The 18,334-nt window shown below is 60.9% G+C and carries 12 protein-coding genes; all 12 read right to left on the reverse strand.

Annotated elements, in window-relative coordinates; genetic code table 11:
• Positions 1–132: 132 nt before the first annotated feature.
• The 12 genes from HMPREF3055_RS08740 to HMPREF3055_RS08795 all read right to left on the reverse strand — a co-directional run bounded on the left by HMPREF3055_RS08740 (position 133) and on the right by HMPREF3055_RS08795 (position 18,307).
• Positions 133–966 (reverse strand): YggS family pyridoxal phosphate-dependent enzyme, encoded by an 834-nt coding sequence (locus HMPREF3055_RS08740; protein ID WP_070738859.1) that lies wholly within the window; start codon positions 964–966, stop codon positions 133–135.
• Positions 967–1,014: 48 nt separating this feature from the next.
• Positions 1,015–1,863 carry a purine nucleoside phosphorylase YfiH/LACC1 family protein gene (locus HMPREF3055_RS08745; protein WP_049340724.1) on the reverse strand — a complete coding sequence of 283 codons (849 nt, stop codon included), beginning with the start codon at positions 1,861–1,863 and terminating at the stop codon, positions 1,015–1,017.
• 149 nt (positions 1,864–2,012) lie between these two features.
• Complete coding sequence (gene ftsZ, locus HMPREF3055_RS08750; RefSeq protein WP_005507755.1) at positions 2,013–3,203, reverse strand: cell division protein FtsZ; 1,191 nt, start codon at positions 3,201–3,203, stop codon at positions 2,013–2,015.
• A gap of 196 nt (positions 3,204–3,399) precedes the next feature.
• On the reverse strand, positions 3,400–4,998 hold the full coding sequence (locus tag HMPREF3055_RS08755; protein WP_246826929.1) for a cell division protein FtsQ/DivIB: 1,599 nt from the start codon (positions 4,996–4,998) through the stop codon (positions 3,400–3,402).
• A gap of 9 nt (positions 4,999–5,007) precedes the next feature.
• On the reverse strand, positions 5,008–6,507 hold the full coding sequence (murC, locus tag HMPREF3055_RS08760; protein ID WP_070738861.1) for a UDP-N-acetylmuramate--L-alanine ligase: 1,500 nt from the start codon (positions 6,505–6,507) through the stop codon (positions 5,008–5,010).
• Complete coding sequence (gene murG / locus HMPREF3055_RS08765; RefSeq protein ID WP_049350352.1) at positions 6,507–7,607, reverse strand: undecaprenyldiphospho-muramoylpentapeptide beta-N-acetylglucosaminyltransferase; 1,101 nt, start codon at positions 7,605–7,607, stop codon at positions 6,507–6,509. Before murG ends, murC begins: the two co-directional genes overlap by 1 nt.
• Before the next feature lie 210 nt (positions 7,608–7,817).
• The gene (locus HMPREF3055_RS08770) at positions 7,818–9,968 is read right to left on the reverse strand and encodes a peptidoglycan glycosyltransferase FtsW (protein WP_049350353.1); all 2,151 of its coding nucleotides are present in this window, start codon (positions 9,966–9,968) and stop codon (positions 7,818–7,820) included.
• A 149-nt stretch (positions 9,969–10,117) separates the two neighbouring features.
• Positions 10,118–11,704 (reverse strand): UDP-N-acetylmuramoyl-L-alanine--D-glutamate ligase, encoded by a 1,587-nt coding sequence (gene murD, locus HMPREF3055_RS08775; RefSeq protein WP_070738862.1) that lies wholly within the window; start codon positions 11,702–11,704, stop codon positions 10,118–10,120.
• Positions 11,704–12,909 carry a phospho-N-acetylmuramoyl-pentapeptide-transferase gene (mraY, locus tag HMPREF3055_RS08780; RefSeq protein WP_005507747.1) on the reverse strand — a complete coding sequence of 402 codons (1,206 nt, stop codon included), beginning with the start codon at positions 12,907–12,909 and terminating at the stop codon, positions 11,704–11,706. Before mraY ends, murD begins: the two co-directional genes overlap by 1 nt.
• 6 nt (positions 12,910–12,915) lie before the next feature.
• On the reverse strand, positions 12,916–14,535 hold the full coding sequence (murF, locus tag HMPREF3055_RS08785) for a UDP-N-acetylmuramoyl-tripeptide--D-alanyl-D-alanine ligase (RefSeq protein WP_070738863.1): 1,620 nt from the start codon (positions 14,533–14,535) through the stop codon (positions 12,916–12,918).
• Complete coding sequence (locus HMPREF3055_RS08790; protein WP_070690052.1) at positions 14,528–16,273, reverse strand: Mur ligase family protein; 1,746 nt, start codon at positions 16,271–16,273, stop codon at positions 14,528–14,530. Before HMPREF3055_RS08790 ends, murF begins: the two co-directional genes overlap by 8 nt.
• 168 nt (positions 16,274–16,441) lie before the next feature.
• Positions 16,442–18,307, reverse strand: coding sequence for a peptidoglycan D,D-transpeptidase FtsI family protein (locus HMPREF3055_RS08795; RefSeq protein ID WP_070738864.1), 1,866 nt, complete (start codon positions 18,305–18,307; stop codon positions 16,442–16,444).
• Positions 18,308–18,334 lie beyond the last annotated feature (27 nt).

Raw genomic sequence — 18,334 nt, forward strand, 5'->3', positions numbered from 1 at the left:
ACCAGCGCCCACCCCGCGCGGGCGGTCAAGGGCACCGATGATTATGCCGCCAGTCTGCACCGAAAGCAGCCCAGCACTCGAAAACAGCCCAGCGCTCGAAAAGGCTACGCACGGCGCGTAGCTTAGGCGAGGCTAGAGCGCCGGGCGCTTACCCATGATGTCGCTACCCACGCGCACGCAGGTCGAGCCCCAGCGCACCGCCGCCTCCAAATCCCCGCTCATACCGGCGGAAATCTCGGTCGCGTGCGGCACCTGCTCACGCACCAGCGACGCCAAACCATAGAGCTTCTCAAACGCCGCATCCGGGTTCATGCCCAGCGGCGCCACCGCCATCACGCCACCACAGCGCAGATGCTCGTGATTCTCGATGCGCTCCACCAGCTCCAGCAGCTCGGAGGCGCTCGTACCGCCGCGCGCGCCCTCGGCGGCGTGGCCAGCCGTCGCAACCTCCGCCAGGGACACCTGCACCAGGCAGGTCAGCGCGCCCTGCTCCGCCGCCGCAGGTGCGGGCGCCTCCCCCGCCTCGAAGCGTGCCAGCTGGTTTGCGTACGCCTTCTCCAGCGCGTCCGCCAGGGAAGGGCGGTCCACCGAATGCACGCTGGAGGCGTACTTGACCACAGACTTCGCCTTGTTCGTCTGCAGCTGGCCAATAAACGCCCAGTGCGGGGGCTGCACCTCATACTGGGCACAGTATGCGGCAAGCTCGCGAGCCTTCGCGCTCGCCTCCTGGTCGCGGTTCTCACCGAAAAGAGTCACTCCCCCATCCAGCAGTGCCGCCGCGTCGGAGGCGGGGAAGAACTTTGTGACCGTCACCAGCTGCACCGGGGCGCTCGCCTCGGTACGCACAGCGCTGTGGTCCTGCTCCGCGGCGCGGATACGCTCAAGCACTCGGCGGTAGTTCTGCAGCAGCTGCTCGGCACGTTCGGGAGTGTACTGCAGGTTCTCTTCTACGTTCATTTCAGACATCTTCTTTCCTTCAGCGGCTCATCTTTAGCGGTTCTATCTTTAGCAGCTCTAGGCGGCGGGCTCTGCCGCCTTCTCAATCCACACCAGACCTGCGATGCGGCCCGGCTTCTCACCGCGGTTCGTGAACCCGCGATGCGAATACACCTCGGGCTCCTCAAACGTGCACTGCGCACAGTCCATGCTCACCTGCACGCCAGCCTCCTCCAGCACGGCGCGGGCACCGGCGGGCAGGTCCAGGCCGGGGGTCTGTTGGCTGGTCACCGAATGCACCTGCGGAATCAGTTCGGTGGACTCGGTGCGCATCGCCTCGGGCACCTCGTAGCAGCTACCGCAGATGCTCGGACCCAGCCAGGCGGTAATTTTCTCCGCACCGAGCTGACGCATCCGCTGCACGGTCTGCTGGAGCACGCCGTCAAGCAGGCCACGGCGACCCGCATGAGCCACCGCCAGGATCGGTTGCCAGTTCGCGACCCGCTCACCCACCAGCACCACGGGAATGCAGTCCGCCACCATAATCGCCAGGGGCACGCCCTCACTGCTAATCGCCGCATCGGCGACCGGGGAGTTCTCCAGCACCGCGCGGGCACGCTCAACCGTACGCTCCTGCGGCGCACCGGGCGCGTAGGATTCCACCGCATAGTCTTCCGGGTAGGCAATCTGCACGCCGTGCACCTGGTTCAGGTAGAAGAACGGCTCGGTACCCAGCGCCTCCTCCAGGGCGGCACGGTGGTTGAGGGTGCGCACCAGGGAGGCGTCCATACCGCCGCCGAGCTCATCGTCCACGTGCAAGCCCAGGTTGCCCGCCGCGCGGGAGGTGAAACCCACCCGCACACGCCAGGGGCCCAGGGTGCGGGTATCGGCAGAGGCAAGCAGCGAAGTTTTGGGGTTATCGCTCATCTTCTATTCCTTCATCAGATGTCAGCGGGTATAACGGCGGGTATAGCAAAGGGGAGCCGAGAACAGCACAATGTGCGTGTTTCTCAGCTCCCCTATAGCTTCATAAGACTCTCAGCCGTGCAACGCTTAGGCGTTCACAGCCGGGCAGACTACTTCAGGAAGTCAGGGACGTCCAGGGTGTCGCGGCGAGCCGGAGCTTCCTCCACAACCGGGGGAAGGTCAACGTCGAAGCCAGCAGCGCCGGTGGAAGCCGGAGCAGCAGCGGGTGCGTTGTAGCCGTAGCCGTTAGCAGCCGGAGCAGCCGCAGCGGTGGAACCGCCGAAGGATGCCTGGGTGCGCTGAGCCTGAGTAGCCGCAGCAGTGGAAGCGTTGGAGTTGGTCTCCGGGTTCACTGCGTCGAAGCCAGCAGCAATCACGGTCACGCGAGCCTCATCGCCCAGTGCGTCGTCAATAACCGCACCGAAGATGATGTTTGCGTCGGGGTGAGCAACTTCCTGAACCAGGCGTGCAGCCTCGTTAATCTCGAACAGACCCAGGTCGGAGCCACCCTGAATGGACAGCAGAACGCCGTGTGCACCGTCGATGGATGCTTCCAGCAGCGGCGAAGCGATAGCCAGCTCAGCTGCCTTCACGGCACGGTCCTCACCGGATGCCGAGCCGATACCCATCAGAGCCGAACCAGCACCCTGCATGACGGACTTAACGTCAGCGAAGTCAAGGTTGATCAGGCCGGGGGTGGTGATCAGGTCGGTAATGCCCTGCACACCGGAGAGCAGAACCTGGTCAGCGGACTTGAATGCGTCCAGCATGGAGACGTTGCGATCCGAAATCGACAGCAGTCGGTCGTTCGGAATAACGATCAGGGTATCAACCTCATCGCGCAGAGCAGCGATACCGGTCTCAGCCTGGTTGGAGCGGCGACGGCCTTCGAAGGTGAAGGGGCGGGTCACCACACCAATGGTCAGAGCGCCGAGGGAGCGGGCAATACGTGCCACGACGGGTGCGCCACCGGTACCGGTGCCACCACCCTCACCTGCGGTCACAAAGACCATGTCTGCGCCCTTGAGGACTTCCTCAATTTCCTGCGCGTGATCCTCGGCTGCCTGACGGCCAACCTCGGGGTTTGCGCCCGCGCCAAGACCGCGGGTCAGCTCACGACCAACGTCCAGCTTAACGTCTGCATCGGACATCAGCAGAGCCTGAGCGTCAGTGTTGATAGCAATGAACTCAACGCCGCGCAGACCAACCTCAATCATGCGGTTGACTGCGTTGACGCCACCGCCGCCGATACCAACGACCTTGATGACTGCCAAGTAGTTCTGGGGAGTTCCAGCGTCCATGTATTCCTCGATTGTTCCGTGTTCCAGCTTCGGAAGACCCGCAGCTTAATCTAAGCCTGAAGGTTTCCTCTAAAGAATGACTTTATCTGCTAGGATACCAAACTGTTTTTGTCGGTTCCTAGTCACACAGCGCAATTACCCCCTCTTTTTGCGGATTTCACACAAAAAGGGAGGATAAAGCGCCTGATTGGTTCCCCTAACGGGTCACCGGTACGCGCGGGGCAGACACGTCATAGACGGTCACCTTCTGCGTCTGTGCCTCGGAAGATTTCTCCTCCTGAGCACGCTTAGCAATAGCCTGGCGCAGGGAGAGCAGGACCTTAGCCTTCAACTCGCTCTCTTCAGCGGTTCCCCACTGCACCGTAGTATTATCCCTCAAGGTTAGAGTGATACTTGAGGTTGACGTAGCGCCGGCTTCCTTAACCTGAGCTAGAAGTTCAGAGGGCATCGCCGAAAGCGCGGTAGAAATAGTGCGGAACTCAGCCGAAGCCTGCGGGTCATCACCGCTGAAACGAACCAGCGGCACCGACGTATCGGGCTGGGTTGCCGACTCCAGAAGGCTCACACCATCGCTATCAACAGTATGGTACGTATCGCCCTGCTTCACAACCGCAACCGCGGTACGCTCCTTCAGAGTCACCACCAGCTCATGCGGCGGACGGCTTTCCACCTGCACGCTACGAATCACATTATCCTGCCCGATCAGCTCACGCACCTTCTTCTCGTCGATGCGAGTGAGCGGAACACCGCGCAGGGGCTCCAGCTTCTGCTCCACCTGAGTGGTCTCCAGTAGGGATGCGCCGCGCACCGTAATCTTCTGAGTCGCCAACAGGGGCGAGAAGAAGACCAGCACCACGTACAGCACCGCAATAATAGCCAGCGCCGAAGCGGTGTACAGCAGCTTACGGGCACGGGTCAGAGGCGCACGCTCCTTACGGGAGCGTTCCTCAGCACGCAGACCGTCCAAGCCCGGATCCTGACGCAGACGCTCACGCTGAGCCTGGCGGCTCGCACGCTCACGCTCCTTCTCAATCTCCGCGGCACGCTGCTGCTCACGCTCGGCACGCCAACGACCAAAACGGCTCGTGGGGCGAGGCTCTTCAGCAGCCTTCTCCCCCGCCTTATCAGTGCTCTTGTCGGCGCTTTCCTCAGCCTTCTGGGCGGCAGGCTCTTCGCGAGAGCCGGCAGCATCTGACTGGGCAGATGCCTTACCGGAGGCGGACGCAGACTTCTTGCTGGCGCCCTTATCGCTATCCTTGCCGGTGCTCTTCTCAGGCTGAGCAGAGGCACTCTGAGCAGACGTTGCCTTAGACGAAGAATCCTCAAACGCCTCAACATCAAACAGCTCGGGGGCATGCTCAACCTCAGACACGGTGCGACCGGTCATCAGAGCCGAACGCACCGAATCTTTCAGAGACTGCGCCGAAGAATGCACCGCCGCAGCGCTCTTACGAGACGAAGAATCAGCACCGTGCTGAGCGGAAGCCTTATGCGCCACGGGCTTACGCGGCGCATGGCGAACAGAGCTCGAAGACTGAGTAGCGGCTGCCTGGGCCGAGCCCTCGGAAGCGGTCGCCTTGGCGGGCTTCACCGCCTCCGCAGACTTCGTAGCCTCCGCAGCCTTGGTCGTCTTTGCCACCTGAGACTGGGCAGACTCAGCCTGCGCGGATTCGGCATGCTTAGCCTCAACCTGCGCATTCTCAGCTACCTGCTGGGCGCGCAAACGAGCACGCGAACGCGGAGCCTTCGGCGCGCGCGAGGAGGAATGCCCCTCCGAAGAGAGACCAGAACTCATCGGCACAGCCTAAGCCTCCGACTTCTTCGACTCGCCACCGTGACGAACCTGCAGGGACTCCAGCAGACGAGCACCCAAAGCGGTCACGTCACCGGCGCCAACGGTCATCACAATATCGCCGCTCTGAGCGCACGCCACGATATCCTCAATAGCGCCCTCAGCGGTGGCGTAACGAACCTCAGAGAAACCAGCACCGGTAATCAGCTCACTGGTCACGCCCTCAATCGGCAGCTCACGAGCCGGGTAAATATCCAGCACGTGGGCGCGGTCAGCCATCGACAGAGCCTGCGCGAACTCCTTCGCGAACTCGCGAGTACGCGAGAACAGGTGCGGCTGGAAAATCACGTACAGGTTGTGGCCATCAGCCACGGTGCGACCGGTCTCCAAGGCGCGGAACACCTCGGTCGGGTGGTGCGCATAGTCATCAAAGACCTTCACGCCGGCAACCTCACCGCGCAGGGTGAAGCGGCGGTCAGCACCCACGAACTCAGCCAGAGCGCGAGCAATATCGGCAGCCTCATAGCCAGAAATCAGCGCCGAGGCAAAAGCAGCCGAAGCGTTCAGCTGGTTGTGGATACCGGGCACCTTCAGAGCAATATCCTGCTCACCCTCATAACGCACGCCACGGCATTCAAACGACCAGGACAGGTGCGAAGACGAGGACGAACCGGCGCTCGTAATCTCGCTAATGCGCAGGTCAGCATCTGCAGACTCACCGTAAGTCACCACGGGCACACCCGCCGCACGAGAACGAGCCGCCAAATCAGCCGCGCCCGCATCATCAGCACAGGTCACCACAATACCGTTAGGTGCCAGCGAACCCACAAAACGGTTGAACGCCTCAAAGACACGCTCATCCGTCTCATAGAAATCCAGGTGGTCCGGCTCAACATTCGTCACCACAGCAATAGCCGGGCGGTAACGCACAAACGAGCCGTCCGACTCATCAGCCTCAGCCACAAAAATCGACTCCGGGCCCTGAGCACCCAGGTGAGCGTTCGTGCCGCGACCAGCAATCACAGTACCCACCGCAAACGACGGGTCAGCACCCAGCTGATCAAACATCACAGAAATCATGGAGCTGGTCGTGCTCTTACCGTGAGTACCGGCAACAGCAACCACCTGAGACTCACCCATCACAGCGGCAAGAGCCTCAGAACGATGCAGCACACGCAGACCCTGCGCACGAGCGGCAACAAGCTCCGGGTTATCCTCACGAATCGCAGTAGAAATCACCACGGTATCAACGTCCACAATGTTCTCAGCCTGCTGAGGAACACCCACACGAGCACCCGCAGCACGCAAAGACTCAACAGTAGCCGACTCCGCACGATCAGAACCACTCACCGTCACACCAGCCTGCAGCATCAGAGCGGCAATAGCGCTCATACCCGAGCCACCAATACCGATGAAGTGCACACGGCCCAACTCGCTCATCTTCGCACGCTCAGGGAACGGCGGGGTCAGCGGTGCCGGCAACACCATCTCAAGATTCATCAATTCAGTCATTACTTCTCAGCTGCCTTCAATACTGCTTCAGCCATAACGCGCGCCGCGTCACGGATACCAAGTTCATACGCCGCAGCGCCCATACGCTCCAGCTCCTCCGGGTTCGCCATAAGAGCCGGAATCTCACGGGCAAACCACTCACCGGTGACCTCTGCATCCTTCACCAGCAGAGCCGCAGACGCCTCCACCAGAGAACGAGCATTCAGAGCCTGCTCACCATTACCAATGGGAAGCGGCACAAAAATCGCGGGAACACCCACCGCAGCAACCTCACTGACGGTCGCCGCGCCCGAACGCACCAGCAGAAGATCAGCGGCAGCATACACATCCTGCATGCCGTTGCTGAACTCAATCTGACGGTAATTCGGCGCGCTCAACGGCTCACCATTCTCATCCAGAACAGCCTTACCCTTACCGGTAATATGCAGAATCTGGAAGTCCCACTCAGCAAAGTGGTCACGGCACGCCGCCACCGCATTGTTCAGGCTCTGCGCGCCCAGCGAACCACCGGTCACAATCACGGTCGGCTTCTGCGGGTCCAGGCCCAGGTTACGGCGAGCCTTCGAACGGTGCGCCTCACGGTTCAGGTAGGCAATCTCATCCTTCATCGGCATGCCCACCAGGGTCGCGCGCGGGAACGGAGTATTAGGGAACGCAACACCGGTGAACTTCGCAAACGTGCCACCCAGGCGGTTCGCCAAACCGGGCTTCGCGTTCGCCTCATGAATCACCACGGGAATCTTAGCGCTCAACGCCGACAAATACGCAGGCGGGCACACGTAGCCGCCCACGCCAACGACCACATCCGCATCTACATCCTTGAGGATGCGGCGGGTCTTCGACAGGCCACCAAAGAACTTAGCGGGGAAAGCCAAAGCGGCACGGTTAATGCTACGAGGGAACGCCGCACGAGGAATGAACTCAATATCGAAACCAGCTGCCGGAACCAGCTCGGCTTCCATCTTGTCGGCGGTGCCCAGCATCAGAATCTTAGCATTCGGCTCAAGATCACGAACCGCACGCGCAATCGCGAGCATCGGATTAATATGACCGGCGGTGCCACCACCGGCGAAGACTATAGAGGGCGCCTTCTTCGTCATAGGTCTTTCTCCCAACACATCGGTACAGCATCATTTTACGCTATCGCACCTGTTCAAAAGAGCGCCCCCGCCATTGAGCTACAACTCAATAGCGAGGGCTTTATCTTATATTCAGCACATATTCATCACGGGTAGAGGTGCGAACCGCAGCTCACTTCCCCGATTGCCAGCCCCCGATATGCAGGCTTCGCGGAGCGGGTTCCGCGGGGTTTAGCCCTGCTTACGGGTGCCGCGCTGAGCCGAGTTCCGAGCCGCGCCCTGAGCCGGACGCTGCGCCTGCTGAGCGCTGTTCTTCGGAGCACCCTTGGCCTGAGTACCCTTTGCCTGAGTGCCCTGTCGCGGCGCTGCCTGACGTTGAGCGCCCTGTCGAGGATTACCCTGTCGCTGGGCACGACGCTGACGGTCCTCCGGATGCAGCGGCTGCAGACCCGCAGGTAGCGAACCCGACGGACGGTGCTGTGCGCTACGGGGCTGAGCGCCACGAGGCTGCTGCACTCGCTTCTGAGTAGCAGGTTTCTGAGCGGTACGGGGCTGAGCGGCGCGCTGCTGTACAGCTTGCTTCGGAGCCGCGGGCTTCTGACCTGCAGGCTTCGCAGCGGTAGCCTTCTGAGCGGGGCGAGTCTGCTGACCGGTACGAGGCTGAGCAGGAGCCTTCTGCGGAGCTACCTTCTGCGGTGCAGGCTTCTGCGAGGCCTTCTGCTTCTGAGCTTCAGCCTTCTGCTCCGCCTTCACACGGGCAGCTTCCTCACGAGCCAGACGCGCCTCCTCGCGAGCACGACGCGCCTCTTCTCGAGCCTGCGCCGCCTCCTGGCGAGCCTGTTCCTCCTTGCGACGAACCTGCTCCCGAGCCTGGCGCTCCTGCTCCTTCTGCTGCTCACGAGCCATACGAGACAACTCGCGCTGCTGATCCGGCGCAAAACCCAACCATCGGCGCAACGTGCTCTCCGGGCCGAAAACAACCTTCAAAGGATTATGTTCCTTCAACAGGTGACCACCGGCAGCCGCACGAGCTGCCTCTTCCTGATTCAGCACATCCTGCAACGGCGTACGACGCTGCCATTCAGCATTCTCACGACGAACCTCACGCGCGCTCTGGGTCTCAATATTCGACGGTTTCGTCGCGCCACGCAACGGAGTCTGCCGCGCAAACGCCAACAACAAACCCGCTGCAAACAACGAGGACAACAGCGACGAACCACCATAGGAGACAAACGGCAAAGGCACACCAATCACCGGCAGGATACGGGACACCATGCCCATATTGATAATCGCCTGAGAAGTCAGCCAAATCATGATGCCGCCCGTAGCCAAACGCACCAGCGGATCAGTAGTACGCAGCATAATACGAACCGCGCAGTACACCAGGCCCACATACAGCAGCAGAACCGCCAGCGTACCCAGCAGACCCAGCTCCTCACCAATAATGGCGAAAATATAGTCGTTATGCGCCTCAGCCAGGTAGTTATACTTCTGGCGCGACTGGCCCAGACCAACACCCAAGAAGCCACCGGTCGTCAGCGCCACCTCACCAGAATTTGCCTGGTCACAGTTAGCGTTCGTGCACGAACCCCAAATACCGAAAATACGAGCCACACGGTTCGCGCTACTGAGCACACCCACGAGCGCCAACACCGCAAACGCGCCGCCAATCTTCAGCAGCGAGCTGCGAGAAGCACCCGCCAGCCACATCATGCCCACAAAGATGAAGCCATACACCATGGCGGTACCCATGTCACCACCGAGCATAATCAGCAGCACCAGGGCACCCACACCATAAATCGAGGGGAACAGCGTGCGCCAAATACTACGAGAAATATCGCCGTGGCGGCTATACACCCACGCCAGCCACATAATAATCGCAAGCTTCGAAAACTCCGACGGCTGAATCTGCACCGGGCCGAGCTTCAACCAGTTACGGTTACCGTTCACCTCAACGCCAACGACCACCACAGCAAGCTGCATGACCAAGGCGGCAACCAGCATCGCGTACACCACAGACTTCTTGTGGTAATACCCAACAGGGATACGCGTAATACCCGCCATCGCAATCACGCCAAGAACCAAGAACATGACCTGAGACGAAACCTGAGAGAACGGCGACTGCCCCTGAGAAATCATGGTGACGCTCGACGCCGACAGCACCATAATGCAGCCAAAAATAGCCAGACCCAGGGTCGTGACCAGCAGCATCACCGGCACATCCCACAGGTCAGCCTTCAAACCACGACGGTACAGCCTATCGGCACGAGTACGGAACGGCGCAGAGAAATCCTCCAAACCGGCTCGCAAAGACGCCCAACGACCACTCGCGGTCGAACGCGCCGAAGAAGCCGAACGCTCCGAAGATGCGCTGGTACTCACATGCCCTCCTATAGGCCTCAACTGCCACGGATCCGTCGTGGCGAATACACGAAAAAGGTTCAGGGGTGGGACACCGTTACCATCCCACCCCCGAGAAGAACCCGCAGAAAGCACCCCGGTCACCCAAGACACCCTCTACAGGCAATGTCCTAAGAGTCTGCCAGCTGGGCGGCAACAGCGTTCGCAAACGCATCACCGCGCACCGCATAATTCTTGAACTGGTCCATCGAAGCAGACGCGGGAGCCATCAGCACGGTATCGCCCGGATGCGCCAGCTCAGCAGCCTTCGCAACGGCCGCGTTCATCACGGCAATACCGTCCGAAGAATCAGCCACAGCGGCGGTCATATTGTAGGTCGGAACCTGCGGAGCATGGTTAGCCAACGCCGACTTCAGCGCCGCAGTATCAGTACCGATAATCAGCACAGCCTTCAGACGCTTAGCGTGAGCAGCAATCAGCTCATCGTACTCAACGCCCTTCGACAGGCCGCCAGCAATCCACACCAGCGAGGGGTAGCCGCTCATCGACGCGTTCGCGGCGTGAGGATTCGTAGCCTTCGAATCGTTCACCCACATGATGTCGTTCGCGTAGCCCACCAGCTGGTTGCGGTGCGCACCGGTCTTGAAGGAACGCAGGCCCGCGCCCACAGCCTTCGGGTCAATATCAGCCGCACGGCACAGCGCCGCAGCCGCCAGAGCGTTCTCCACGGTGTGCTTCGCAGGCATCTTACCGGGAGCCGGAGCCAAATCCTCCAGAACCGCCAGCTCATACGCCTCGTTGTAACGGTTCTTCAAGAAGGCGCGGTCCACCATAATGTCCTCAGCCAGGCCGAGCATCGACACGGCGGGCATCTCAGTGGAGCTGAAGCCAATCGCGCGAGCGCCCTCAATAACGTCCGCGTTCTCAACCATGCGCAGGGTGTCCACGTGGTCGGTGTTGAAGATGCAGGCAACCTGAGTGTGCTCGTACACGCGAGCCTTATCAGCCTTGTAGCCGTCGAAGGAGCCGTGCCAGTCCACGTGATCCTCAGCGATGTTCAGAACCACCGAAGCGTACGGGGACAGCGAGTAGGTCCAGTGCAGCTGGAAGCTCGACAGCTCCACCGCGAAGAACTCGTAGGGCTCATCGTCGGCAATCGCGTACACGATGGGCATGCCCACATTACCGACCTGAATAGCCTTCTTACCGGCAGCCTTCAGGATGGAATCGACCATGCCCACGGTGGTGGTCTTGCCGTTCGTGCCGGTTAGGCACAGCCACTTGGGGGTCGGGCGGTCGCTGCGCTCATTCAGGCGCCACGCCAGCTCCACATCGCCCCAAATCTGGATGCGACGCTCATACGCGTCCAGCATGACCGGGTGGTCGGGACGCACGCCCGGGGAGGTCACTACAAGCTCGGGTTCCTGACCGTCCACGGGGGGTAGTGCACGCATGTGCTCGGGACCGAACAGACCCTCAACGTTGCCGTATGCGTTAGCGTACAGGTCGATGCGTTCACGCTTCTCCGGGGTATCTGCCCCGTCGATGACAACAATCTTCGCACCCAGCTGGGCGAGCACATCGGTCACAGCGTCGCCGCTGGTACCCATGCCCACCACGACCACGCGCAGGTTAGCCCAGGGCGCACCCCAGTGAGTCAGTTCCGCGAGGCGCTCGTTCTCATACACCGGGTTCACCGCAATAGCGGCGGCGTTCGCTTCAATGCGAGCTGTATCCGGCTGTTCATTAGTTGACATTAGTGAATCACTCCAGAAGTCTGCGAGAACCAGTCACCGAAGAACAGCGCCAGGGCGACGAGCACGCAGAGGGCATTAACAACCCAGAGGCGGAACACGGAGTTCACTTCGCCGCTGCTGACGGTACCGGGGGCAATGCCTCGCTTATCAATTGAGTATTTGCCGTTGACGCCGACCTTCTCCATGTGGTGGTGGAAGGGGGTCATACGGAAGTAACGGTGCGCGTGCAGGGGCTTCTCCCCCGCTGCGACCGAACGCTTACGGCTGGTCTTGAACACGAACTTCTGCACAATCACAGAGAACACTTCCAGCACGGGAATCAGAGCGATGACCAGCAGAAGCAGCTCGGTGCGGGTGAACAGCGCGAAAGCAACCATTGCGCCACCGAGCGCCAGGGAACCGGAGTCGCCCATGAAGATCTGTGCCTTCGACACGTTCCACCAGAGGAAGCCAGCCAGCGAACCCACCAGGGATGCGGCAATCAGCGCCAGTGAACCGGGGTCGCGCACATCGTAGCAGGCGGTGCCAGCGCCAGCGGAGCAGGCGTGTACGTACTGCCAGATGCTGATGGTCAGGTAGCCGGAGAAGATGGTCATCATGATGCCGCCAGCCAGGCCATCCAGACCATCGGTGAAGTTCACCGCGTTCGTACCGGACAGGGAGATGAGGGTAATCCAACCAACCAGCAGGATGGAGCCGAAGACCGCGCCCGCCGCGAACAGGTCAATGGGCAGGTCACGTACGAAAGAGATGGCGGTCGACGCCGGACGAGCACCCGACTCATTCGGGAACTGGAACGCCAGGTACGCAAAGGGCAGGGTCACGCCCAGAAGACCAATGGTCTTCTGCTTCTCGGTCAGGCCCTCGTTGCCCTTATTGCGGAACTTCATGATGTCGTCCGCCGCGCCCACACCGAGCATGCCCAGGGTGAAGGCGATGGTCAGCCACGCGGTAGCGGTCGGTACCGGCGCGGTACCGAAGAGCAGCGCGCTCACCGCCAGGGTCAAGAAGTAGGCGAGAATCGCCGCGGGGATGAAAATCAGACCCGCCATGGTGGGGGTGCCCGCCTTATGCTGGTGGGCTGCCGGGCCTTCCTCACGGATGAGCTGGCCAAGCTTGAGGGACTTCATCTTTTTGATGAACACCGGCAGCGCGGTGAGGGAGATGAGGAATCCGAAGATTCCAGCGATCAGCACGGTAATCATAAAGCGCTACCCTTCGTTCGTGGTCTGTTCGGTGGCAGTACGGTCGCCATTAGCGGTACCGTCCAGGTGAGCGGCAAGGTGGTCGCTCAAGTCGGTGGTTTCAACAAAGTCACCGGCAGAAAGCCAGGTCGGTGCCTGCTCTTCCTCAGCGCCGAAGGTGTACTCGGCGAAAGCAACCTGGTCACCCAGAATGCCCAGCTTCGCGCCGTTCGAGGACTTGAAGAGCACAATGTCGCCGGGGCGAACCTCGGCGCGCAGAATCTGCTCTGCCTCTTCCGGGGTCTTCACCCAGGTCGCCTCATTACCCCAGGAGCCTTCCAGATGAGCAGCATTGTAGATGGGCTTCGTCTCGTCGCCCACAGCAATCAGCTTGGAAATGTTCATGCGCACCACGAGGCGACCGATGCGGTCGTGCTCCTCCACGGAGGCGTCACCGAGCTCCAGCATGGCACCCAGAACAGCCCAGGTGCGGTGCGGCTGACCGGTCGCCGGGTCAACGGTGCGGCCCAGCTGCGCCAGAGTGCGCAGTGCCGCTGCCATCGACTCGGGGTTCGCGTTGTATGCGTCGTTAATGACGGTCACGCCATCAGCACGGTCGGTGCGAGCCATACGCCACTTCGAAGCCGCCGCCGCCTTGTTGAGCGCGCGAGCGATTTTCTCACCCGAAATACCGCTGTTGTAGGCAATCGTCGCCGCAGCCAGCAGGTTGTGCACGTGGTGCTCACCGATCAGCTGCGAGGAGATCTCGTACTCGCTACCGTCGGGCAGGCGCAGAGTGAACTCGGGGCAACCAGCGTCGGTGGTGCGCAGGTTCAGCGCCGCCACGTAGCGTTCGTAGGGCTGACCGTTCGCGCCGGTCTTCTCACCCACGCCGAAGTAAGTAATGGGGGCAACCGAACGCGACGCCATGCGCAGCACGCGCTCATCGTCAGCGTTCAGAGCCAGGGAGCCGGTCGGCTGAACGCCCTCAGCCAGCTCACCCTTAGTACGCTCAATATTGTCCACGCCGCCGAACTCGCCAGCGTGCGCGGTACCAACCTTCAGGATTGCGCCGTGATCGGGGTGCGCAATATTCGCCAGGTACTCGATATTGCCCACACGGTCCGCACCCATCTCAATGACCAGGTAGCGGGTGGACTCATCCGCACGGAAAACGGTCAGGGGCACGCCCACCTCACTGTTGTAGGAGCCGACCGGGGCAACGGTCGGGCCCTCCGGGGTGAAAATGGCGGCAAGAAGGTCCTTGGTGGTGGTCTTACCGGCAGAACCGGTAATACCGATAACGGTCAGCTCACCCTGAGCGCGCATCTGCTCAATGGAATAGCGCGCCAAATCGCCCATCGCCAGCACCACATCGGGCACCTGGATGCTCGGGTAGGGCACGCCCTGCTCGTCGAGTACTTCACGCTCGACCAGCGCCAGGGTCGCGCCCCTCTCAAACGCCATGGGGATGAACCTGTGGCCGTCAGTGACCGCGCCGGGCTTCGCCACGAACAGGGTACCGGTCTGCACCTCGCGGGAGTCGGTGGTGGCGAAGTCTGCGTACACCTGCTCCTCACGGCCCTCCAGGCCGATAGCGGTGCCGCCGGTTGCCTCAATAATCTGGGCGGCGCTGAGCTTAATCATTCTTCACCATACCTTCAGCGGTCTTAGAGTCACTTTCATCGAGCATGCGCTGGTAGTCAGGCAGGATCTCGAAACCGTGCGCACGCAGGGCACGGGCGGTTTCAACGCGGTCGTCCAGGGCGATATCCACGCCGTCAACATCCTGTTCGGTTTCGTGGCCGCGGCCAGCAATCAGGATGGCGTCATGCTCGCCCGCCAGGGCAATTGCCGCATCAATAGCGGCGGCACGCGGAGAAATATTCAGGATCTGGGTGGCTCGGCGGTTCTCAGCCTTCTGCGCGCCCTCCTCAACGGCGGCACGAATCGGCTCGGGCGCCTCACCGTGCGGATCGTCATCAGTCACAACCACAATATCTGCGTACTGTGCCGCAATCGCACCCATAATCGGGCGCTTGAGCTGGTCACGCTCACCGGTCGCACCGAAAACAATCATGACCTTGCCGTCGCCGGGGCGATCCATCGCCTCCAGGGCACGGGTCAGACCGTCAGGGTTGTGGGCGAAGTCCACAATCGCGTGCGGAGCCAAAGAAATCAGCTGCATACGACCCGGCACCACCGGAGTCAGAGCCGAACCGGACGCCAGCTCGGGCAGCAGGCGCTCACGCTCAGCGGAGTCAGTGTCCAGGTACGCCATGAGAGCCGCCAGCGCGGCATTCGAAACGTTAAAGTCAGCGGGCAGACCGGTGTAGCATTCAACGCTCTCACCGGCACCGTTAGCCACGTGGAAGCGGTGGCCCAGGCCCTCACGCTGAACCTTCACCACAGCCCAGTCGCGGGCACCAAACTCTGCGGGTACCTCAGCCAGACCGGCACCGCGCGCAGTCACCAGGCGGTGCACCTGCTGCGCACCCATCTGCTCGCAAGCGGCGGAGAACATGTTCTCGCCCCACTCGTCATCAGCAGTAATCACAGCCAGCTCGGCACGTTCGGGGGTGAACAGCTGAGCCTTCGAGTCGAAATAGTGCTCCATGGTGCCGTGCAGATCCAGGTGATCCTGAGTCAGGTTCGTGAAGCCAGCAACCGCGTACTTCACGCCGTCCACACGGTGGTAATCAATCGCGTGTGAGGAAACCTCCATTGCGGCGCAACGCACCTGATGCTGACCCATAATCGTCAGCAGAGAATGCACGTGAGGAGACTCCGGGGTGGTCATCTTCGAAGGAACCGACACACCATCAATCAGAATCTGAATCGTGCCAATCAGACCGGTCTTCACACCCAGGCCGGTGCGGAACACCGACTCCAGCATATAGGTGGAGGTGGTCTTACCGTTCGTGCCGGTCACCGCGTAACGGTGGGTAGCGGGGAACGACGCCGAACCATAAATCAGCGCAGCCAACGGACCGACATACTCGCGCAGGTTCTCAGTCACCAGGACAGGCACCGGCGCCTCACCCAGCAGCTGCGCACCGGCAGCATCCGTCAAAATAGCGGAAGCACCCAGATTCAACGCGGCCTCAGCAAACTGCGCACCGTGCACCTTCGCACCGGGCAGAGCCACGTACAGGTCCTGCGGGCGAACACCTCGGGAGTCCATGCTAATACCGGTAACCTCAACAGAATCACCGGATTCAGAACCCTGAACGCCACTAGCCAGCTGGGAACTCACCTGAGCACCCAATCCCTGCAGATGTTCGCGAAGGTGCGCCAAACTCACCGGGCGCACAGAATTCGGGCGCAGAGTCTGAGCGTCGCCGCCCAGCAGGTTCTGGCCGGGTGCGTGAGATGCGGTATCCATCGTCCTTCTTTCCTCTCCGCTGTCCGAAGCGGTGAGCTCTGTATGGTCAATGCGCTCAAGGCACACAGGGTCATTCAATATTCTACGGGCTTTAGGCTTCGACAGGTGTTCAGTCCCGGGGCTTCTTCATCACGAATCAGCTACCGGGAACCTCTCCCCCGCTCGCCTTTAGCTCGTCTTATTGGGGCTATCCTCAGCAAAAAGCGGAATCAACTCCGGTTCACCGGTAGAACGCGGCACATTATAGGTGTGCAGGGTCTTCTCCATAATCTTGGAGAACTCAGCCGTCGTACCGTTCGCACCCACGCTACCCTCAGGACGCTGCATGGTCACCGCCACCAAGAACTGCGGGTTCTCAATCGGCGCCACACCAATAAAGGACGTCGTGTTGCCGTCGTAGCCGCCCTTCTCACTCGGAGTTTCCGCAGTACCGGTCTTACCGCCCACGCGGTAGCCGGTCACCTTCGCCGGACGGGCGTGGCCTTGCTCCACCACATTCTCCATGAGAGTCAGGCAGGAAGCGGCAGTCTCCTCGCTGACCATGCGTTCGCCAGGCTCTACGGCACGCTTATGTTCGGTACCGTCGGCGTCAATGATCGCGTCCACAATGCGCGGCTTCAGACGAACGCCCTTATTGCCCAGCGCCTGGAAAATCATGGCGGTCTGCAGCGGAGTCTGCGCAACACCCTGACCGAACAGCACAGTGTACTGCTGACGGCCATCCCAATCACGCCAATCAGCGATTATACCCTGCTCCTCACCGGTCAGCTCAATGCCGGTAAACTCGCCGACGCCGTACTTCTTCAACCAGTTGTAGCGCTCTTCCTTGCTGAGCTTCTGACCGACCAGCACCGTACCGGTGTTCATCGAGTCATGAATAATGCCCGAGAAAGTACGCCGCTGCGCCCCGTGCTCAAACGCATCCTTGAAAGTCTGGCCGTCAATCGTGAGGGTCGCGGGCACGTCATACACGCTCGTCGGGGTGGTCAGGCCCTGCTCAATCAGCGCCGAAGCAGTTAGCATCTTCTCGGTCGAACCGGGCTCCACGCTCTGCGAAATAGCGCGCGGGGTCATGTCCGCCGCATCCTCAATGGTTGCCGCGCCCGGGTCCATCGTAGAGGAATCAGCGAGAGCCAAAATGGAGCCGTCACGCACATCCATAACAATGGCGGTGCACCATTCAGCCTTCAGCTCCTCAGCGCGGGCACGAACCACCTGCTGCGCAAAATACTGCACATCACGGTTAATGGTCAGGCGAATATTTTTACCGTCCACCGCCAGGCGTTGCTCTTCCTTCGCCACGGGGATACGCACACCATCAGCACTAATCTCGTAGGTACGTTCACCGGGGGTGCCGGCAAGTTCCTTCTCGAAGACACGCTCAATGCCCACCGAGAAGTTACGGGAAACCGTACCGCCCTTGCCGTTGCCGTCAGCCTCTTCAACAATGTTGTACTTGCCGACCACGGAGCCACCCACACTACCGTTGGGGTACAGGCGCTGGGAGAACGCCTCACCGTAGATGAAGGGCGCACCCAGGGCATCAATCTTATTGAAAATTTCCGGGGTGATATTTGCCTTAATCACCGAGTACTTGGAGGTGCCGTCCAGCTTGGACTTGATGAACTCGTCGGTAATGCCCGGGTCAACGGTCTTGAGAATATCGACCATCTCGTACACCAGCTGGTTGGGGGTGACCTCAATCTTCTGGGTGCGGTCCTCGTTGTAACGCTTGAAGGTCGCCACGGCACTCTGATCAGCGGTCAGGTTATAGCGCTGCACAGTACGCGCCATGACATTGCCGTTGATATCCAGAATCTGGCCACGCACAGCAGGCAGCACCTGGGAGCGCAAACGCTTCTGACGGGACGCATTCGCCACCGCACCGGGATCAAAGCCCTGGCGGATAAACAGATTCGCACCAATGACGCCCAGAGCACAGGTGGCAGCGGCGCCGGCGACAAAGCCACGGCGGGTCAGGTCCGGCTGACCGGATGCCGATTCGTTCGCGTTCTTACGCGCGTCGGAGCTCATGCGGTGGTCCTTTCGCTGGTCTGGTCT

This window comes from Rothia sp. HMSC061C12 (assembly GCF_001815755.1).
GTDB classification, from domain to species: domain Bacteria; phylum Actinomycetota; class Actinomycetes; order Actinomycetales; family Micrococcaceae; genus Rothia; species Rothia mucilaginosa.